This is a genomic window from Stutzerimonas stutzeri, from assembly GCF_024448955.1.
Classification (GTDB): Bacteria; Pseudomonadota; Gammaproteobacteria; order Pseudomonadales; family Pseudomonadaceae; genus Stutzerimonas; species Stutzerimonas stutzeri_AQ.
In genome coordinates, this window is the sequence record NZ_JAMOIH010000014.1 from 94,018 (window position 1) to 112,573 (window position 18,556).

Consider the following 18,556-nt stretch of genomic DNA (forward strand, 5'->3'; position numbering starts at 1 on the left):
CCCGCGACAAGGCTGCTAAGCTCGCCCGCTTTTGCCCGGAGGCGATCATGGATCCCCGAAGCGAAGTACTGCTGCGCCAGGCCGACCTGTTCAGCGGTAACCTGCTGCTCGCCGGCTTGCCGGCCGATGACCTGCTCGGCCAACTGCCCGAGGCCACTGGCTGGAGCTGGCACGCCGGAGATCATCAGCGGCTGCAGGCTCGCTTCGCCGAACGTTGTACCTTCGGCGTGGAGCCTCCCGCGGCCGCTTTCGAAGCAGCGGTACTGTTTCTACCCAAGTCCCGGGAGCTGACCGATTACTTGCTGAACGCACTAGCAGCCAGACTGGCGGGCGGCTTGCTGTATCTGGTCGGCGAAAAGCGCGCCGGTGTGGAGCGGGCCGCCCGGCAGCTGGCGCCGTTCGGCGAGGCGCGCAAGCTCGACAGCGCCCGCCATTGCCAGCTCTGGCAGGTCCGGGTGGAGAACACCCCGCCGGCGCCCGACTTGCAGACCCTGGCACAACGCTTCCAGCTGGAGCGGCCGGATGGTCCATTGCAGATCGTCAGCCTGCCTGGCGTATTCAGCCATGGCCGGCTCGATCGCGGCACCGAATTGCTGCTGGACCAGCTCTGCGACTTGCCGACCGGCCGGCTACTGGATTTCGGCTGTGGCGCCGGCATCATCGGCGCGTCGCTGAAAAAGCGCTATCCGGATAGCGAAGTCGTGCTGCTGGACGTCGATGCATTCGCGGTCGAAAGCAGCCGCATGACGTTGGCGGCCAACGACTTGAAAGCCGAGGTCATTGCCGGCGATGGCATCGACGCCGCACCGGATAACTGCAGCGCCATCATCAGCAATCCGCCGTTTCATCAGGGTGTGCATACCCACTATGAGGCCAGCGAAACCCTGCTGCAGCGCGCCGCCAGTCATCTTCGGCCCAGCGGTGAGCTACGCCTGGTAGCTAACGCCTTCCTCAAATATCCACCCTTGATCGAGGCCCATCTGGGGCCCTGCGAAACCCTCGTCAACGCGGACGGCTTTCGCATCTACCGCGCCAAACGCGGCTGATGGCCAGCGCTCTGACTTGCACAACGCGGCATGCTTGGGCAAACTCCGGCCCGTCCTGGGGGAGTAGTCTCCGGCGAGCGCCCTGCTCGCCTGGCATGCGTCAACATACTTGGTCCACAGACCATGGCGCATGCGACCCGCACGGGCTGCTTCGGCAGTCGTGCCCGGTTTGACAAGACCCATGACACGTACACCTGACCCGGGGCGGGCAGGCGTTGCGTGTCATGGTGATTTCGTCGACCCGCCCCTGCAAGGAAGTTCGCTTGGAATCGTTCTACATCCCCACCCTGATCGTTGCGCTCGCCGAGATTGGCGATAAGACTCAGCTGCTCGCCCTACTGCTGGCCGCTCGTTATCGGCGCCCGATGCCGATCATCTGGGGCATCGTCGTCGCCACGCTGGCCAACCATGCCGTCGCCGGAGCCGTGGGCAACTGGGTTTCCTCGCTGGTCTCCCCCTCGATCCTGAGCTGGATTCTCGCCGCCTCCTTTGCCGCCGTGGCGCTGTGGACGCTGGTACCGGACAAACTCGAAGAAGACGAAGCCTCGCGCGGACGCCGCTTCGGTCCTTTCGTCGCCACCCTGATCGCCTTCTTCCTGGCGGAGATGGGCGACAAGACCCAGGTGGCGACCGTCATGCTCGCCGCGCAGTATCCCGATTTCATTCTGGTGATCATCGGCACGACGCTGGGCATGCTGATCGCCAACGTACCGGTGGTACTGGCCGGCAACTTCGCCGCCGACCGCATGCCGCTCACGCTGATCCGCCGCATCGCCGCTATCGGCTTCGCCGCCCTGGCGTTGTATGCCGTCTACCAGGCCTTGAGCTTGAGCGGCATGCTTCCAGTCTGATACGCAGCGCAAATTGCCACAGCGCAGGTGCTGCTAGAGTGCGACCTCACCGCGTTCTAGCGGCATTGACGGGAGCAGGCGGCATGTCACCGGAGGAACGAAAACGGCGGGTTCGGCAGCACATCGACCTGAGCTGGAGCAAAGGCCGACTGGCGTTGGCCGAACAGCTGCAAAGCCGTTATTTCACCTATAAGAGTTCGTTCATTGCCCAGCCGGTCAACAACGCCGGCTTCGGTTTGATCGTGCGCGAAATTCGCCAGGCAATGCCCGACCTGGAAGTCGTCGTGGATGAATGCCTCAGCGAAGGCAACCGCGTGGTTACTTCCAGTACGCTGTTCGGCACCCTGGAGAAAGCGGTGTTCGGACTGGCACCAAGCAACAAGATCCTGACCATCGCCGCCATGTCGATCTGGACGCTCAATCCGGCCGGCGATATCGAAGAAATCAATACCCTGTTCGATCTGGAAAGTGCCCGTAAACAGCTGGGCATGGAAAGCCCGATTCCGGTTACGCTGCCGCTGACCTGATCGGTCAGCGGCACAACGAACTCAGCGGTTCTGCTCGTACAGCGGCATCACCTTCGGAATGGTTTGCTGCAACGCCTGCGTGCGGCTGCTCGAGGACGGGTGCGTGCTGAGGAATTCTGGCGGTGCCGAGCCGCCGGCGGCGCCCATCTTCTGCCACAAGCTGACCGCCGCGTTCGGGTTGTAACCGGCGCGCGCCGCCAATTCCAATCCAATCAGGTCAGCCTCGTTTTCATTGTTGCGGCTGTTGGGCAGCGTCATCAGGTACTCGACGCCCATGTTGGCCAGCTGCAGGCTGCCGTCACCGACGCCAAAGGCCGAGCCAATCTGCGTCGCCATTTGCACACCATAAGCCTTGGACATCGCCTCGCGACCGTGCTCACGCAGGGCGTGTGCGATCTCGTGCCCCATCACCGCAGCAATCTCGTCATCGGTGAGCTTCAGCTTCTCGATCAGCCCGGTATAGAAGATGATTTTGCCGCCCGGACCGCAATTGGCGTTCAGCTCCGGACTGTCAATGACATTGACCTCCCAGTTCCACTGTGCCGCATCCGGGCGGAACGCCGGCACCTCGGCGATCAGCCGCTGGGCGATGGTATTCACGCGCTTATTGATCGCGCTGTTTTTCTCGAGCACGCCCTTCTGGGAAGCCTCGCTCAGGGTCTGCTGATAGGACTGGGCATACATCTGATTGACCTGATCGGTCGACAACATGCTGAACATGTATTGCTTGCGATCGACTCCGACTGCGCCACCACTGGTGGTATTGACCGCCTGGCAACCTGCAAGCGCGGAGGCTGCAAGAAAGAGGATTAATGAATGCGGCTTGAGCATGTCGTGTCTCCAGTGGATTCTGCGCCGTATGCTAGAGCGAGCCTGCCACTCGGGCAACCGCTCGCGATGGAGGTCTAATTCACTGGCGTCAGGCACTCCGGAGCGTCCAGCTTGGGGTCGTTGATAAATGTCGCCAAGGGGCGCTCACGCAGTGGCGGTTGGGGCGTCGCCAGTAGCGCCTGAAGCGCCTCCAGCGGGGTTTCGGGGTCGAGCCAGGCGGTCATCCCCGCCTGATCCAGCATCAGCGGCCGCCGTTGATTGGCCGCCGGCAGCGTCACCACCGCAGCGCTCAAATAAGTGTGACCCTGCACCGGATAGGCCTCCCAGATCGCCGCGAAATACATCAGGGAATCCTCGGCGGTCATCCAGAACGGCCGCTTGCGTGCCGTGCCGCGCCATTCGTAGAAGCCATTGGCCGGCAGCACGCCGCGACGAAGGCGAAAGGCGTCACGAAACATCGGCTGCTCGGCAAGCGTTTCCGCCCGCGCCTGGGCCGGTGTCCGGGTGAAATCGGTGAGCCAAGCTGGGGTCAGCCCCCAGCGTACGCTGTCTAGCTGCAGCTCGTGGTTCAGCTGCCGCAGCAACAGGACCGATGCGCCAGGCGCCAGGCTCCAATGCGGCTGCTGATCAGCGGGAAAACCGGGCAGCGCGGCGAAGGCCGGACTCCAACGAAACAGGGCATAGCGGCCACACATGAAAACAGACTCGTAGCGAAAAGGGGTCGAGCGTACCGGACGACCGGCACGACAGCGGGCCGGTCATTCGGCCTACGTCAGCAGATAAGCTCGCCCGGATAGCTTTCCGGCTCGTCACCGGGCAGCGGCTCGGCGCCATTGTACTCAGCGATCAACTGTCGCGCGCGCTCGGCCTGCTCGCCATCCACCATCAGCCCAAGCAGACCAGCCGCTGGGAGCTCGCCGACGGCACCGACCAGATGCCGTCCTGTCAGAAACACCTCGATCCCTTCGGCGTCCAGCATGCCGCACAGCATTTCGGCTTCCAGCAGATCGCGGGGCTCGTAAATACGCTGCATCTATTCATCCTCCCGCAGTACATCGAGCTGCCAATCCGCACCATCGGTTCGCAGATCGAAGACGATCGGTCGACAGCAGACTGAACAATCTTCGATATAGCGCTGATCACCGCCACTCAGATCAAGCAGCGCCTCCACCGTTTCGCCGCAATAGGGGCATTGATAATCCTGTGATTCGAGCATCAGCGTCTCCCGCGTGACTTGCCGCTATAATCGCCGTCCAGTGTCACCAGCACCTAATTTCGACCTCAGACGACTGGGGTTATTCAGTTTCTTACAGAGAGCATGATGGACGAATTCGAAGCCATCCGACCCTACGCCGACGCTGAAGTCCCTGCCGTGATGGCGCGATTGTTCGCCGACCGGGAGTTCCTCGACATCCTGGCGCATTTCCGCTTCCCGCGCTTGGCCGGTCCGATGGGCTGGATGCTGAAGCCACTCATAGCGCACCGCCTGCGGCGCGAGTTCGCCGGCATTCATTCGGTCGATACGCTGCAGTCGCGGATCGAGCTGTACCTGGACCGCACCATCGAACGCGCAACGGACGGCATCACCTATTCCGGGCTGGAGGAGCTTCAGCCGGACCGCGCCTATCTGTTCCTGGCCAACCATCGCGACATCGTGATGGACCCGGCTTTCGTCAACTACGCGGTGTTCCACGCAAAAATGCGTACACCGCGTATCGCCATTGGCGACAACCTGTTGCAACGCCCTTTCGTCAGCGATCTGATGCGACTGAACAAGAGCTTCATCGTGCGCCGTTCGGTTACCGGCCGGCGCGAGAAGCTCGCGGCCTATCAAATGCTCTCCGCCTACATCAACCACTCGATTCGCAACGACGGCGAGTCGATCTGGATCGCTCAGGCCGAGGGCCGCGCCAAGGATGGTGACGACCGCACCGACTCGGCGATCCTGAAAATGCTGCACATGAGCCGCAAGGATGAGCCCTTCGCCGAGGCACTGGCGGCGCTGCGGCCCACGCCGGTATCGATCAGCTACGAGTACGACCCCTGCGATCAGGCCAAGGCCCGCGAACTCTATATCCGCGCCACCACCGGCACCTACACCAAGGCGCCCGGAGAGGATGACACCAGCATCGCACTCGGCATCACCGGCTACAAAGGGCGCGTACACGTCAGCTTCGGCACGCCGATCACCGATGTTCCCGACGACCCCAAGCAACTGGCCATCGCGATCGATCAGCAGATCCTTGGCGATTACCGATTGTTCCCGGTGAATTACCTGGCGTACCGGATATGGGATGGGCGCGATCCGCAGCTGCCGATACCAGAGATCGCCGAACTGTTCAGCCGCGAGGAAATTGCCGCTGCCGAAGCCGAGTGGAGCAAGCGATTGGCTGCCTGCCCGAGCGTGCAGCAACCCTACCTGATCCAGCAGTACGCCACTCCGGTACGCAATCAGCACAGGCTCAAGGCGGGCCTGAGCCTCTGACGCTCAATAAACGCCCGGCTGGCGATCAGACCAGCCGGGAAAACCAGGAAAGCAAGCAGGCCAGCGCTAGGCTGCCAAGACCGAAGCCATGGAAGAACCGGTCGATTCGCTGCGTCGCCGCCACTCCAGCCCGCCGTCCTGCCGACTGAATTGCCGTCAACCGCGCCGCATCGAGCGCGAGCCGCTGACGCCAGCGCGTCGCCAGCAGCAACCAGGCGCCGCACATCGCAATCAGCAAGGCCATCGAATTGAGCAGAGGAGCCAGAACGGCCAGCTGCGAAATATCAATACTCAGTAACAATCCAACCCCCACGAACCGCGACAGCTACTGGCTCGAACCGACCAGTGACGCGGCAGCGAGTCTACCTAAGCACGCCCGCGGCTTCAGCCACTTCCCGACCAAACGGAACGCAGCCCTGAGCTGGCAATTTGCCGGGTATTTGTGCCATTTATGCAGGTAGGCGCCGTCTCGATTGTTGACTTATAGTCCCTTCCGGCTTCACCCTCAGCTTGTCTCGAGCAACCGAAATAGAGCGTGCGCCTGGCCTGAGCAACTGGGCGAAACTGCCACGGATCGAGCAAACGGCAACTTGTAAATCGCTACGATCGTGGCGTCATTTACCGGGCCAATGGCCCGCTACTTCATGGAAGTCGCCTCCTGAGAGCGCCGCGCTTACGGCAGTAGGCTCACAGGGAACCAGCTATCAAGATCAACAGGACCGAACAGTGAATAAGAACAAGTTTAAGACGGGGGCCCTCACACTCTCTTTGCTGGCAAGCGCCCTGCTGGCAAACGGAGCCATAGCGGCAGTATCCGAATCGGAAGCAGCCAAGCTCGGCGATAGCCTGACCCCGATTGGAGCAGAGAAGGCCGGCAACGCCGCCGGCACCATTCCGGCCTGGACAGGCGGCCTGCCGAAGGATGCCGCAGCGATTACCGCCGATGGCTTCGTCAGCGATCCATTCCCGAACGATCAGCCCAAATTCACTATCACCGCGCAGAACTACGAACAGTACAAGGACAACCTGAGCCCCGGCCAGATCGCCATGCTCAAGCGTTATCCTGACACCTACCGGCTGCCGGTCTTCGAGACCCGCCGCAGCGCTGCGGTACCGCAGCGGATCTACGACGCGGCGAAAAAGAACGCGACCCAGACCGAGCTGGTCCGCGGCGGCAACGGCCTGGCGAACTTCGATACAGCGGTCGCCTTCCCGATTCCGCAGGATGGCCTTGAAGTCGCATGGAACCACATCACGCGATATCGCGGCGGCTCTGCCCGTCGGGTCGTGGCACAGGCTACACCGCAGGTCAACGGTAGTTACAGCCTGGTCAAGTTCGTCGACGAAGTGGTGTATACCGACACCCTGAGCGACTTCAATCCAGAAAAGCACGGCAACGTGCTGTTCTATTTCAAACAGCAGGTGACCGAGCCGTCGCGGCTGGCCGGCAACGTGCTGCTGGTACACGAAACCCTGGATCAGGTGAAAGAGCCGCGCATGGCGTGGATCTACAACGCCGGCCAGCGACGCGTACGCCGTGCGCCACAGGTCGCCTACGATGGTCCGGGTACCGCTGCCGACGGCCTGCGCACCTCGGACAACCTGGACATGTTCAACGGCGCGCCGGACCGCTACGACTGGAAGCTGGTCGGCAAGAAAGAGATGTACATCCCGTACAACTCCTATCGTCTGGACTCGCCGACGCTGAAATACGACGACATCATCAAGGCCGGTCACATCAACCAGGACCTGACCCGCTACGAGCTGCATCGCGTGTGGGAAGTCGAAGCGACGCTGAAGACTGGCGAACGCCATATCTACGCCAAGCGTCATTTCTTCATCGACGAGGATACCTGGCAGGCCGCTGTGATCGATCACTACGACGGCCGCGACACCCTCTGGCGCGTAGCGGAAGCCCACGCCCAGTACGTCTACAACGCCCAGGTTCCGTTGTATGCGATGGAAACCCTCTATGACTTGGTCTCCGGCCGCTACTTGGTGATGGGCATGAAGAACGAGGAAAAGAACCCCTACACCTACGATTACAAGGCCAATTCCAACCAGTACACCCCGGCTGCCCTGCGCAACTCCGGTGTGCGCTGATCCGAGCGCTGTGGGCTGATGGGCCCACCAAGGAACACCCTAAACTGCCCCGAAGCGTCGGATAGTTACGGTTAAGGGCTCAAGGCCTGGGTTCGGTATTGCACCGGACCCGGGCCTTTTGGTTTCCGCCGTACGAGCACAACGCACAGCCAGCTTCTAATGCGACATCAGCAGCATCTGGTTCCGCTCGGATCGACGGGTCGGAGTTCACCAAATGCTCGGATGGAAACAAAAAGCCCGCATCGAGATGCGGGCTTTGGCGGCTCAGGCAGGCCGGTGGAGCGCTGGCAAGGTTACTGAGCCAGCACCTGACCGATGCTCTGGTCACGGAATGCGCGGCTCAGCGCATCACTCAATACTTCACTGACCAGCTTGGTGTTGGTCTGCTCGTTCGGCGCCATGCCGAAGCGCTGGTTCAGCGAAGCGCCATAGCGACCCGTATAGCGACGACCGCCGTTCTGCACCTCGATACGAAGTGTTGCGCCAATGGTGGCCTCGGTGACGTAGAGCCCTTCTTTCGGCGACTGGTATTTCAGCTCGGCCAAGGTCAGGGTCAGCTGCGGGGCGTTATAGGCATTGGCTGACGGCGTGAAGCCAAGCAGACGTACCGCCGCTTCGACCTGAGCCTGAAGCTTGGGTACGACTTTCTCTTTCGGGACGATCACGGCGCTGGTTTCCGGATACAGACCGCCACGCGTACCGAGTGTCGGTGAGGTCCGGCCATCCACGACGCGCACCGTTACCGGCTGCCCCTGGCCGACAGGGTTGATGGTACCGGTGATCTTGGGTGTTGGATCGAGCTGCTGCGGACTATGCGCGCAACCGGTCAGCACCAGTGCCGACGCGGCGGCAAGACTGAACAACAGGCGTTTCAGCATGCTGTTTTTCTCCAGATGAGGAATGAATGGCAGGCAGTATAACCAGCCCCGCAACGCCCTGACAGCAGGCGCCTACGCAGTGGGATTGGCCAGCGGTGCCACACACGGCGTACCTACCGGTTCTCGTGCATGAAAAAGCCGCGCGGCTCGTCAGAGCGGCGCGGCTTCGGGTCAAGCAATAACGTTGTACCTAGCCGGCCAGACCGAGACGTTTGTCGACCACGGCAGTCACTTCGCGGTACGCCACTGCGTCGGCCTGCAGCACATTTTCGCGGGCCGGGAAGATTTCGCCGAGCTTGCGGCTCCAGGCTTCACTCTGCGCCTGCTCCGGGAAACAGCGCTCGATCAGGTCGAGCATGATCGACACCGTGACCGACGCACCAGGCGATGCGCCCAGCAGCGCGGCGATCGAACCATCCTTGGCCGATACCAGTTCGGTGCCGAACTGCAGGATGCCGCCCTTTTTCGGGTCTTTCTTGATGATTTGCACGCGCTGGCCGGCCACTTCCAGGCGCCAGTCCCCGGCCTTGGCTTCGGGGTAGAACCCTCGCAGGGTTTCCAGACGATCCTCCATGGACTGCCGCACTTCCTTTATCAGATAGCGGGTCAGGTCCATGTTGTCGCGCGCGACGGCCAGCATCGGCTTGAGGTTGCCTGGACGGATCGACATCGGCAGGTCGAGCGGCGATCCATACTTGAGGAACTTGGTGGTGAAGCCGGCGTAAGGTCCGAACAGCAGCGACTTCTTGCCGTCCACGACGCGGGTATCCAGATGCGGAACGGACATTGGCGGCGCACCGACGGCGGCCAGGCTGTAGACCTTGGCCTGGTGCTGCTTGACGATTTCCGGGTTGTCACAGCGCAGCCACTGGCCGCTGACAGGAAAGCCGCCGTAGCCCTTGCCTTCCTCGATACCGGACAACTGCAACAGCGGCAGCGCCGCACCGCCCGCGCCCAGGAACACGAAGCCTGTATCGATCTCGCGGCTGCTGCCGTCGCGGGTGTTCTTGATCTCCACGCGCCAGCCCTTGCCGTTGCGCTCCAGGCCGGTGACCTTCTGGAAATAGGACATCTTCACGCCGGGCTTGCTCTCGAGATACACCAGCATTTGCCGGGTCAGCTCACCGAAGTTGACATCGGTACCGTTCAGCGCACGGGTGGCGGCGATCGGCTCGTCACTTGGACGCCCTGGCATCATCAGCGGCATCCACTCTTCCATCGTGGCGCGGTCTTCGGTGTAGACCATGTTCTCGAAAGCGTGGTGAGTCTTCATCGCATCGAAGCGACGCTTGAGATAGTCGATATTCTTTTCGCCGCGAACGAAGCTCAGATGCGGTACGACATTGAGGAAGTCTCTGGGACTGCCGAAGCCTTCGCGACCCGTCAGGTAAGCCCAGAACTGCTTGGAGACCTCAAACTGGGCATTGATGGTGACGGCCTTCTTGATATCGATCGAGCCGTCTTTACTGTCCGGGGTGTAGTTCAGCTCACACAACCCGGCGTGGCCGGTACCAGCATTGTTCCAGGGATTCGAGCTCTCGACGGCCCCGGACTCCTGTAGTTCGACGATCTCCAGCCTGATGTTGGGATCGAGTTCCTTGAGCAGTACTGCCAGAGTCGCACTCATGATGCCGGCTCCCACCAGCACCAAGTCCACGGCTTCGCTATCGTGTTGCGTCATTAACGCGTTCTCCAGAATCACAGCATTAAACTGTCACGACCGCAGTACGCCATCGTGTAGAACCACCAGCCAGGCGGCTAGAAACGGAGGAAGGTTTCCATGCCACTGCTCGGGCTTGTGCCCGAAGACCGGCACCCAAAGGTGTCGGTCCGCTGTCGGGAGAACGGCTTTTGGCCTTCTCCCCCTCGCTTCGAAGCATCCCGGAGCGAGGCGACCGGGGCCAGGGCTCTACGGGATACATGCAGCGAGAAAAGAACGTTTTTGGCTGCCGCTTGCTCAGCCGGGGTCAAGGATGTTGCCTGCTTCGACGGACGCGCCCTCAAAGCCTCTGTATCAGCCGCGGGCGGCCTTGATCAGTTCGATATAAGGCTCGGCCTGGCGCTGATCAGCGATCAGAGCAACGAGGTCCTGCCCCTTGGCATCCTTCGCATTCAGATCGAAGCCCGCTTCGACAAAGAAGCCCAGGAAACGCTCGAAATCAGCGACTCGCAATCCACGGTACGCCTTGATCAGTTTGTACAAGGACGCCGGGGTTTCATCAGCCGGTTCCGGTTCAAGAAACAACTTGATCGCTTCGTCGCTGATCTCTTCGCCGATCACCTGTTTCTTTTCTTTGCGCATGCGTTCTCCGGTTCGACGGGCCTTACGGGGGCCGCAGTTTACTCCGCGAGGCGAGCGCACTCAACGCGCCAGGGATGCTTGCGACCAAGGTCGTACATGAAAATCCTCGATTTGGCGGCGATGTCGCCCTCAGGCAGATCGGGCCCGCGCCTATACTGGCGCTTTGCGCACAGGACGTGGCGACCATGAACTTTCCACCGTTATTCGCTGCCTGGCGTCAGGCTCTTCGGTCGGGCTACGGTGGCGCCGCGCTACGCGGTGACCTCATTGCCGGGCTGACGGTTGGGATCATCGCCATCCCTCTGGCCATGGCGCTAGCGATTGCCGTGGGCGTTGCGCCACAGCATGGCCTGTATACCGTGTTGATTGCCGCGCCGCTGATCGCGTTGACAGGTGGCTCGCGCTTCAACGTGTCCGGGCCGACCGCTGCTTTCGTGGTGATTCTGCTGCCGATTACCCAACAGTTCGGCCTCGGCGGCTTGCTGCTCTGCACCATGCTTGCCGGGCTCATCCTGATCGTCCTCGGGCTGCTACGCGCAGGCAAGTTGATTGCGTTCGTGCCCTACCCGGTCATTCTGGGTTTCACTGCGGGCATCGGTGTCGTTATCGCGACCCTGCAACTCAAAGACATCCTTGGGTTGACGATTACCGAACAACCCCACCACTACGTCGAACAACTGGGCATGCTGGCTCGCGCTCTGCCCAGCGCACAGCCGGGCGATGCATTGGTCGCCGCGTTGTGCCTGTCGATATTGATCGTCTGGCCGCGCTTGGTGCCGAAGGTGCCCGGCCATCTGGTCGCGCTAGTCGTCGGTGCGCTGACGGGAATGGCGCTGGAATCGTCCGGCTTGGCCGTGGCCACACTGGGTGAGCGTTTCAGCTACACGGTCGATGGCGTCGCGCATCCCGGCATACCACCGCTGCTTCCGGATTTCGCCTGGCCCTGGCTGCTGCCCGGCCCGGACGGGCAACCGCTTACCCTGAGCTTCGAGCTGTTTCATCAATTGCTGGCGCCCGCTTTCGCCATCGCCATGCTGGGTGCCATAGAATCGCTGCTCTGCGCCGTGGTTGCCGACGGCATGACCGGCACCAACCACGACCCGAACGCCGAGCTACTGGGCCAGGGTCTCGGCAATCTGGTCGCGCCCCTGTTTGGCGGCATCACTGCGACCGCGGCCATTGCCCGCAGCGCCACCAACGTGCGCGCCGGTGCTTTCTCGCCGCTGGCGGCGATCATTCATGCGGGGGTGGTGCTGGTGGCAATCCTCTGGCTGGCGCCGCTGTTCAGCTACCTGCCGATGGCGGCACTGGCGGCATTGCTGGTGATGGTGGCGTGGAACATGAGCGAAGCGCCGCATGTGGTCAGGACACTGCGCATCGCGCCGCGCAGCGACGTGCTGGTCCTGCTGACCTGCCTGATCCTGACGGTGCTGTTCGACATGGTATTGGCGGTGGGCGTCGGCTTGTTGCTGGCCGCCGGGCTGTTCATCAAGAGGATGAGCGAGCTGACCGATACCACCAGCCTGCGCAACGGCCGGAACCAGCTGCTCCAGGATCTACCCGAGCACGTTGCCGCCTATGCGATTTGCGGCCCGCTGTTCTTTGGCGCTGCGGAAAAGGCATTGAGCGTATTGCGACGTTTCAATCCGGACGTGCAGATCGTGATCGTGGATATCAGCGGCGTGCCGATGCTCGACATGACCGCTCTGGCGGCGCTGGAAAACGTGTTGTTGGACTATCGCAAGCAGGGCATTGCGCTGATTCTCTGCGGCAGCAATGCCCGGGTGAGGTTCAAGCTACGTCGCGCCGGCATTCGTCGGCTCGAAGGGCATCTGTACTACGTACGTGATCTCGCCCAGGCTCGAGCGAAGGCGTTGCGCCTGCTGCCGGCTAAAGCAGGCTGACCCGTTCAAGTCCGGCGGTAGGCTCAGGGCGCGTTTGCGCGCTGAGCCCCGGTACCGCGCGACAGCTTAGCCGGCATACTTCTGCAGATTAGCCATCATTTCCTTCAACGCTGCCAGGTTGTCAGCCGGGTGCGCGGCATTCTCGAAATCGCAGATTTGCTGCCAGTTGGCCGCGACGTCTTCGGCATCGAAGCCCGCCTTCGGATCGAAACCGACGCCCAGGCTGCGCTCCCAACGCACCTTGCCCATCCAGCCACCGCCCACTTCGAACAAACCAGATGTCTCCTGGCATTGCTCGCTGGCCAGATACACCACCAGCGGGCTGACCAGTTCGGGCTTGAGCTGCTCGAAGACCTGCGGAGGAATCAGGCCCTCGGTCATCCGCGTGCCGCCGGTAGGCGCGATGGCGTTGACCAGAATGTTGTTCTTGCGTCCTTCCAGTGCCAGGGTGCGTGTCAGGCCGTAGAGACCGAGCTTGGCCATGCCGTAGTTGGATTGGCCGAAATTGCCGTAGATACCGGACGTGGACGCGGTAAAGATCACCCGACCATAACCCTGCTCACGCATGTGCGGCCAGGCGGCGCGGGTGACTTTGTAGGCGCCCTCGACGTGCACTTTGTAGACCAGATCCCAGTCAGCGTCTTCCATCTTGTGGAAGGTCTTGTCGCGCAAGATGCCGGCGTTGTTCACCACCACATCGATGCGCCCGAAGTTATCGAGCGCATGCTGGACGATCTTCTCGCCGTCGGTCACCGAATCGTGATTGGCGACGGCCGTACCGCCAGCCTGACGGATTTCCTCGACCACACGATCGGCAGCCGAGCTATTTGCGCCTTCGCCCTGAGCGCTGCCACCGAGATCGTTGACCACCACCTTGGCACCATGACGAGCGAACAGCAGTGCATGGGCGCGACCGAGACCGCCACCAGCGCCGGTCACGATCACCACCTTGTCTTCGAAGCGGATGGCTTCAGTCATTCGAAATTCCTCCAGCAGATTGTTATTGGATGACGTTGCAAAGGTGCCGCGAGTGTCGACGAGGCGAGTACGGCTCACAATCAAACGGCCGTGAATGAATGCCCCGGCATAACGCTGCGGGATGATAGCGAGGTCGGTCCCGGCTCGAATGATCGAGCGCAACGCTGGCTATTTTTTGTACGACCGTCTGCAAGCGAGCCGCAACGGGCTCGGGCGGCTCATCTCCCCACCTTATCCACAGAACGCCCCACAGCTATTCGGGATAAGTGCAAACTCCATTTCCGTGTCATGTTTTTGCCTCAACTCGGCCTGTTGATGGCGCATTTTCAAAGACTTACATGTTCCCAAGACAAACTTGGATAAAAAGTAACCAGCCAGCGCAACGCCGCTATCGGCGCGGTACCTAGAAAGGCACGAAGAGCTTATCCACAGATCGCTACACAGCGGGCGGGGATAACTGTATGCACCGCGAGAGGCTATCGTAGCCATGCCTAGAAACTAAGAGCGACCAACGATTCAGAGCGATAACCTTCTTTCAAATTTCACAAGGACCGCGACCATGCCCAACTTCGACTTCTTTCAGACGCTTTTTGCCAATTACGCCTCGGCAGCCGCTGGCAGTTGCGCTGGCGAACCGGTCGTTTAACCGCCCCCATTGCCGACATTCGCTATTTCGGACCCACGGTGGATGAAAATCGAGCAATGTCTTGCAGCCCAGCAATATCAGCGCTTCGATAGTGTTCGCAGGAACTTACCCACAAGCCTCTCCACAGTAACCGGGGATAACTATCTAACTTTCAAGCAGGCGACCACACACCCCACCCAAGCCCGCACAGCTGAAACACGATCACCACCGTCGCGATGAACGAACTCGCCTGCATCCGCTCGCTCCAATGTTCGAATTCACAACTTGAGCTGGAGTATCCGCATGCTTGTCCACCCTATTGCGACAACCCAGGCGCGCGCGCAATCGCCGGGGGCGAAATGACTGGATTCATAGGACTGGTACTGGTGGCGTTCGCCTGTTTCGTCCTGGTCTTCTTCATCAAGCAGCGACAATACAGGCATCCTGCGCTGCGCATGCCCTACCAGCTGAAACACCCGTTCTTTCAACCAAGCGAAACTGAACTGCTGGCGCTACTACAGCAAGCGGCAAACGACTACCTGATTCTCAGCAAGGTGCGGGTCGCCGACGTGATCGAGGTGACGGCAATACCACGGCGGGCCCCTTGGTATCAGGCAGTCAATCGGATTTCGGCGGCGCGCTTCGACTTTCTACTGTGCGACCGAGAGACGCTGGAGCCTCGCTGCGCGATCGAGATGGAGCAGGCAACCGAAGCCAATGCCTTCCTTGACGAACTCAGCCAAACCGTCGGTTTGCCGCTGGTACGCCTGTCGCCGGAAACGGCACGCTCCTATACGGATGTACGGGCTGCGATCGTTCAGGCCACCGCGGACCGTCAGTAGTCAGCTACCCATGTGGCCCGACCGCTTGAACGGACAAGGAGCCAATTCCTATTCGGTAACGGATAATCGCAACCTGCAGACGGATATCGCATCCGCACGTATTGCGATTAATCAGACGACTAGCTTGCACAGGCTCCCCAGCCTCCAGCCGGCCCCAACAGTCACAGAAGGCACCGCTTAGCGTGAAACTCAGATGCTGCTGAAATCCCGCCTTGCCGGCCTTTTCAATCTGGCCTCGCGCCTGATTCTTCGCTATCCAGGCGTCGTCGCGCTATTCGGATTCTGCTCGGGCGTCGCCAGCTTCGTTCTAGTGGAGCGCCATGCCGGGCTGGCGAAGGTGATCGCGGCGGTGATGCTGGCCAGCTGGCTCTGGCTGATGCTGGAAAACAGCCTGCGACGCGGTGTGGAGCGCCGGTTCGGCTGGAAGGTCCCGCCTCCGCTGCTGCGTTACGTCACGCAAATGGTGCATCAGGAAAGCCTGTTCTTCATCATTCCGTTCTTCTTCATCACCACGACCTGGAACAGCGGCCAGTCCGTGTTCACGGTGATGCTGGGAGTCGCCGCGCTGGTTTCGCTGATTGACCCGCTGTACTACAAATGGTTGGCGCCGCGCCGCTGGATCTACCTGGCCTTCCATGCGCTGACGTTATTCGCGGTCCTGCTGACAGCGCTGCCCATCATTTTTCACCTGTCCACGCCGCAGAGTTATCTGTGTTCTCTGGCCATTGCCGTGTTGCTGGCATTGCCCAGCCTTCTCAGCTTCTTCCCCGAATGGAACTGGAAAAGCCTGATTGCCATCCCGTTGCTTGCGCTCAGCGTCGGGCTAGCGGGCTGGATGGGCCGCACTTGGGTACCGCCAGCAACGCTATGGCTGACCGACGTTGCCGTGACCATGAGCATCGACGACGCCTCGCGCAAGCCTGGCAACCGCTTGCGCCAGCTTTCCAGCCGAGAGCTTCATGCCAATGGTCTTTATGCTTTTACCGCAATCAACGCACCGCGCGGCCTGAAAGAGCGCATCTATCATGTCTGGGAGCACAACGGCCGGCGCGTCGACCGCATTCCCCTGGACATAAGCGGAGGACGCGAGGCGGGTTATCGCGCCTGGACACACAAGCGCAACTTCCCAAGTAAGCCGGAGGGCCGCTGGCGCGTGCGGGTCCTGACCGAAGCCGGACAAATGATCGGTATGCTGCGCTTCGAAGTGACCCAGTGAACCGCCATGCCTGTCACGACTCGAACTCAGACAGACACCAGCGTGGAGCCAGGCGGAGGCATGCATGGAATGGTGGGAAATAGTAAGCCGCACCGTTGCATCGGAATTCTCCGACATCCCTGATCTGGAGCACCTGATTCGTGTGTCGATGCGCTTACTCCTGGCAGCGGCACTTGGCGGCATTCTTGGCTATGAACGGGAATACAAAGGCAAGGCGGCGGGCCTGAGGACACACATGCTGGTGGCGCTCGGCGCTGCGCTGTTCGTGCTGGTACCGCTCGAAGCTGGAATGCCGCTCGAGGATCTGTCGCGAGTCATGCAGGGCATCATCACCGGGATCGGCTTTCTAGGCGCCGGCACCATTCTCAAGGGCAGCTCACAGCGCGACGTCAAAGGCCTGACCACAGCAGCCGGCATCTGGCTGACCGCCACCATTGGCGTTGCTGCCGGACTTGGCCACGAGGCCACGGCCGTGCTGACGACATGCTTTGCGCTGGCGATCTTCTTGATCATGCCGCGGCTGGAGCAACACGCCACCAAAGCGGCTGACGAGGATCACGATAAAAAACGAGGCCGCGACCGCGAACCGCACCCTTGATCCCAACGCAGCCTCACAATCGTGCCACACAAGCAGGAGCCTTCATGCCAAGCCGCTATGCCTACCCTGTCGCCGTCACCATGCTGCTCGGCCTCGCCGGCTGTGGCGATACCGCAACGGTTTCGGTGGAGTCGGGTTACGGCCCAGATCCGGTACTTCCAGAGCCGAACAAAACGCTGATACCCACCGTCAAGATTGCCAAGGCTACCGGCTGGCCTGACGAAGCAAAGCCGCAGGCGGCGTCCGGCCTAGAGGTCGAAGCGTTCGCGCGGGATCTCGATCATCCACGCTGGCTTTATGTCTTGCCCAACGGCGACGTACTGGTGGCCGAAAGCGACGCGCCGGCAAAACCAGAAGGCAACAAAGGCCTGCGTGGCTGGATCACCAAGAAGGTCATGGCTCGGGCCGGCTCTGGTGGTGAGAGCGCCAACCGCATCACCCTGCTGCGCGACTCCGATAGCGACGGCACGCTGGAGCAACGCGGAGTTTTCCTCGAAGGATTGAATTCACCGTTCGGCATGGCGCTGGTGGGCGATCAACTCTATGTCGCCAATACCGATGCGCTGGTGCGCTTCCCCTATGAAGAGGGCGCCATCCGTATCGACAGTGAAGGCGAGAAGGTGGTCGATCTACCCGCCGGCCCGATCAACCATCACTGGACCAAGAACGTGATCGCCAGCCGGGACGGTTCGCGCCTCTATGTCACCAGCGGCTCCAACAGCAACGTCGCGGAAAATGGGATCGAGGCTGAGAAAAACCGTGCTGCCATTCTGGAAGTCGATCCGCAGACAAAGACCCTGCGCCTGTTCGCCTCGGGGCTGCGCAATCCCAATGGTCTGGCCTGGCAACCGGACAGCGGAGAGCTTTGGACGACGGTTAACGAGCGTGACCAGATTGGTAGCGATCTGGTGCCCGACTACATGACTTCAGTGCAGGATGGCGGGTTCTATGGCTGGCCCTACAGCTACTTCGGTCAGCATGTCGACGAGCGCGCCGAGCCACCGCGGCCGGATCTGGTGGCGAAAGCCATCGTTCCCGATTACGCCTTGGGTGCCCATACCTCCTCGATGGGGCTGGCGTTCTACGAAGGCGCCCTGTTGCCGGAGCGCTACCGACACGGTGCCTTCATCGGCCAGCACGGCTCCTGGAATCGCAATCCACGCAGTGGTTACAAGGTGGTGTTCGTGCCGTTCAACAATGGCAAACCGGACGGCGCGGCCGAGGACATCCTTACCGGCTTTCTCAGCGCCGACGAGGAAGCCATGGGCCGTCCGGTGGGTGTCGCCGTCGATAAGGCTGGCGCGCTGCTGGTGGCCGATGACGTCGGTGACATCATCTGGCGCGTGACACCAAACGATGACTGAAAGGGT

The 18,556-nt window shown here is 61.3% G+C and carries 19 protein-coding genes and 1 riboswitch; of the genes, 10 read left to right on the top strand and 9 right to left on the bottom strand.

All coding sequences use genetic code 11. The features are described 5' to 3' along the window. The first annotated feature begins 47 nt into the window (after positions 1-47). The 3 genes from NA645_RS15505 to NA645_RS15515 all read left to right on the top strand — a co-directional run bounded on the left by NA645_RS15505 (position 48) and on the right by NA645_RS15515 (position 2,424). The gene (locus NA645_RS15505) at positions 48-1,046 is read left to right on the top strand and encodes a class I SAM-dependent methyltransferase (protein WP_256049661.1); all 999 of its coding nucleotides are present in this window, start codon (positions 48-50) and stop codon (positions 1,044-1,046) included. Between the two features lie 45 nt (positions 1,047-1,091). Further along, positions 1,092-1,199: riboswitch (yybP-ykoY riboswitch) on the top strand. 110 nt (positions 1,200-1,309) lie between these two features. Next, entirely contained in the window at positions 1,310-1,897 is a 588-nt protein-coding gene (locus NA645_RS15510; RefSeq protein ID WP_131650742.1) for a TMEM165/GDT1 family protein, read from the top strand. 83 nt (positions 1,898-1,980) lie between these two features. Next, the gene (locus tag NA645_RS15515; protein ID WP_256049662.1) at positions 1,981-2,424 is read left to right on the top strand and encodes an ester cyclase; all 444 of its coding nucleotides are present in this window, start codon (positions 1,981-1,983) and stop codon (positions 2,422-2,424) included. 21 nt (positions 2,425-2,445) lie between these two features. On the opposite strand, the gene NA645_RS15520 is transcribed toward NA645_RS15515, so the two are convergent. The 4 genes from NA645_RS15520 to NA645_RS15535 form a co-directional block, all read right to left on the bottom strand. Then, positions 2,446-3,255 carry a M48 family metallopeptidase gene (locus tag NA645_RS15520; protein WP_256049663.1) on the bottom strand — a complete coding sequence of 270 codons (810 nt, stop codon included), beginning with the start codon at positions 3,253-3,255 and terminating at the stop codon, positions 2,446-2,448. 74 nt (positions 3,256-3,329) lie between these two features. Next, positions 3,330-3,950: an SOS response-associated peptidase gene (locus NA645_RS15525; RefSeq protein ID WP_256049664.1), complete on the bottom strand. Its 621-nt coding sequence runs from the start codon at positions 3,948-3,950 to the stop codon at positions 3,330-3,332. Between the two features lie 77 nt (positions 3,951-4,027). After that, entirely contained in the window at positions 4,028-4,288 is a 261-nt protein-coding gene (locus tag NA645_RS15530) for a DUF2007 domain-containing protein (RefSeq protein ID WP_256049665.1), read from the bottom strand. Then, positions 4,289-4,471 (bottom strand): CPXCG motif-containing cysteine-rich protein, encoded by a 183-nt coding sequence (locus NA645_RS15535; protein ID WP_131650747.1) that lies wholly within the window; start codon positions 4,469-4,471, stop codon positions 4,289-4,291. A 105-nt stretch (positions 4,472-4,576) separates the two neighbouring features. Between NA645_RS15535 and NA645_RS15540 the strand changes: the two genes are divergently transcribed. Further along, positions 4,577-5,740 carry a 1-acyl-sn-glycerol-3-phosphate acyltransferase gene (locus tag NA645_RS15540; RefSeq protein ID WP_256049666.1) on the top strand — a complete coding sequence of 388 codons (1,164 nt, stop codon included), beginning with the start codon at positions 4,577-4,579 and terminating at the stop codon, positions 5,738-5,740. Between the two features lie 25 nt (positions 5,741-5,765). Here NA645_RS15540 and NA645_RS15545 read toward each other — a convergent pair whose 3' ends face one another. Further along, on the bottom strand, positions 5,766-5,984 hold the full coding sequence (locus tag NA645_RS15545; RefSeq protein ID WP_256049667.1) for a hypothetical protein: 219 nt from the start codon (positions 5,982-5,984) through the stop codon (positions 5,766-5,768). Between the two features lie 482 nt (positions 5,985-6,466). Here NA645_RS15545 and NA645_RS15550 point away from each other — a divergent pair, with 482 nt between their 5' ends. Next, the gene (locus tag NA645_RS15550; RefSeq protein ID WP_256049668.1) at positions 6,467-7,843 is read left to right on the top strand and encodes a DUF1329 domain-containing protein; all 1,377 of its coding nucleotides are present in this window, start codon (positions 6,467-6,469) and stop codon (positions 7,841-7,843) included. A 293-nt stretch (positions 7,844-8,136) separates the two neighbouring features. Here the strand turns inward: NA645_RS15550 and NA645_RS15555 are convergent, their stop codons facing one another. From NA645_RS15555 to NA645_RS15565, 3 genes are all read right to left on the bottom strand, one after another. Then, positions 8,137-8,721: a YajG family lipoprotein gene (locus NA645_RS15555; RefSeq protein ID WP_256049669.1), complete on the bottom strand. Its 585-nt coding sequence runs from the start codon at positions 8,719-8,721 to the stop codon at positions 8,137-8,139. Between the two features lie 190 nt (positions 8,722-8,911). Further along, complete coding sequence (gene mqo / locus NA645_RS15560; protein WP_336605269.1) at positions 8,912-10,423, bottom strand: malate dehydrogenase (quinone); 1,512 nt, start codon at positions 10,421-10,423, stop codon at positions 8,912-8,914. 312 nt (positions 10,424-10,735) lie between these two features. Beyond that, on the bottom strand, positions 10,736-11,023 hold the full coding sequence (locus NA645_RS15565) for a PA4642 family protein (RefSeq protein WP_256049670.1): 288 nt from the start codon (positions 11,021-11,023) through the stop codon (positions 10,736-10,738). 185 nt (positions 11,024-11,208) lie between these two features. Between NA645_RS15565 and dauA the strand changes: the two genes are divergently transcribed. Further along, a complete protein-coding gene (gene dauA, locus NA645_RS15570; protein ID WP_256049671.1) occupies positions 11,209-12,927 on the top strand; it encodes a C4-dicarboxylic acid transporter DauA in 1,719 nt (572 codons plus the stop codon). Between the two features lie 66 nt (positions 12,928-12,993). Here dauA and NA645_RS15575 read toward each other — a convergent pair whose 3' ends face one another. Continuing rightward, positions 12,994-13,905: an SDR family oxidoreductase gene (locus tag NA645_RS15575; protein ID WP_256049673.1), complete on the bottom strand. Its 912-nt coding sequence runs from the start codon at positions 13,903-13,905 to the stop codon at positions 12,994-12,996. 984 nt (positions 13,906-14,889) lie between these two features. Between NA645_RS15575 and NA645_RS15580 the strand changes: the two genes are divergently transcribed. The 4 genes from NA645_RS15580 (at position 14,890) to NA645_RS15595 (ending at position 18,550) form a co-directional block, all read left to right on the top strand. Then, complete coding sequence (locus NA645_RS15580; protein WP_256049674.1) at positions 14,890-15,372, top strand: DUF2726 domain-containing protein; 483 nt, start codon at positions 14,890-14,892, stop codon at positions 15,370-15,372. Positions 15,373-15,565: 193 nt separating this feature from the next. Continuing rightward, entirely contained in the window at positions 15,566-16,588 is a 1,023-nt protein-coding gene (locus tag NA645_RS15585; protein WP_256049675.1) for a DUF5924 family protein, read from the top strand. A gap of 64 nt (positions 16,589-16,652) precedes the next feature. Then, positions 16,653-17,186 (top strand): MgtC/SapB family protein, encoded by a 534-nt coding sequence (locus NA645_RS15590; protein WP_256049676.1) that lies wholly within the window; start codon positions 16,653-16,655, stop codon positions 17,184-17,186. A 44-nt stretch (positions 17,187-17,230) separates the two neighbouring features. Beyond that, positions 17,231-18,550, top strand: a complete 1,320-nt coding sequence (locus NA645_RS15595) for a PQQ-dependent sugar dehydrogenase (protein WP_256049677.1) — start codon at positions 17,231-17,233, stop codon at positions 18,548-18,550. The last annotated feature ends 6 nt before the right edge of the window (positions 18,551-18,556 follow it).

Excerpts from the sequence above, each read along its gene's own strand:
- NA645_RS15540 (WP_256049666.1), top strand. The coding sequence starts at position 4,577 with ATGGACGAATTCGAAGCCATCCGACCCTACGCCGACGCTGAAGTCCCT.
- NA645_RS15590 (WP_256049676.1), top strand. The coding sequence starts at position 16,653 with ATGGAATGGTGGGAAATAGTAAGCCGCACCGTTGCATCGGAATTCTCC.
- NA645_RS15565 (WP_256049670.1), bottom strand. The coding sequence starts at position 11,023 with ATGCGCAAAGAAAAGAAACAGGTGATCGGCGAAGAGATCAGCGACGAA.
- dauA (WP_256049671.1), top strand. The coding sequence starts at position 11,209 with ATGAACTTTCCACCGTTATTCGCTGCCTGGCGTCAGGCTCTTCGGTCG.
- NA645_RS15505 (WP_256049661.1), top strand. The coding sequence starts at position 48 with ATGGATCCCCGAAGCGAAGTACTGCTGCGCCAGGCCGACCTGTTCAGC.
- NA645_RS15535 (WP_131650747.1), bottom strand. The coding sequence starts at position 4,471 with ATGCTCGAATCACAGGATTATCAATGCCCCTATTGCGGCGAAACGGTG.
- NA645_RS15515 (WP_256049662.1), top strand. The coding sequence starts at position 1,981 with ATGTCACCGGAGGAACGAAAACGGCGGGTTCGGCAGCACATCGACCTG.
- NA645_RS15575 (WP_256049673.1), bottom strand. The coding sequence starts at position 13,905 with ATGACTGAAGCCATCCGCTTCGAAGACAAGGTGGTGATCGTGACCGGC.
- NA645_RS15545 (WP_256049667.1), bottom strand. The coding sequence starts at position 5,984 with ATGGCCTTGCTGATTGCGATGTGCGGCGCCTGGTTGCTGCTGGCGACG.
- NA645_RS15520 (WP_256049663.1), bottom strand. The coding sequence starts at position 3,255 with ATGCTCAAGCCGCATTCATTAATCCTCTTTCTTGCAGCCTCCGCGCTT.
- NA645_RS15525 (WP_256049664.1), bottom strand. The coding sequence starts at position 3,950 with ATGTGTGGCCGCTATGCCCTGTTTCGTTGGAGTCCGGCCTTCGCCGCG.
- NA645_RS15580 (WP_256049674.1), top strand. The coding sequence starts at position 14,890 with ATGACTGGATTCATAGGACTGGTACTGGTGGCGTTCGCCTGTTTCGTC.
- NA645_RS15530 (WP_256049665.1), bottom strand. The coding sequence starts at position 4,288 with ATGCAGCGTATTTACGAGCCCCGCGATCTGCTGGAAGCCGAAATGCTG.
- NA645_RS15555 (WP_256049669.1), bottom strand. The coding sequence starts at position 8,721 with ATGCTGAAACGCCTGTTGTTCAGTCTTGCCGCCGCGTCGGCACTGGTG.
- NA645_RS15585 (WP_256049675.1), top strand. The coding sequence starts at position 15,566 with ATGCTGCTGAAATCCCGCCTTGCCGGCCTTTTCAATCTGGCCTCGCGC.
- NA645_RS15595 (WP_256049677.1), top strand. The coding sequence starts at position 17,231 with ATGCCAAGCCGCTATGCCTACCCTGTCGCCGTCACCATGCTGCTCGGC.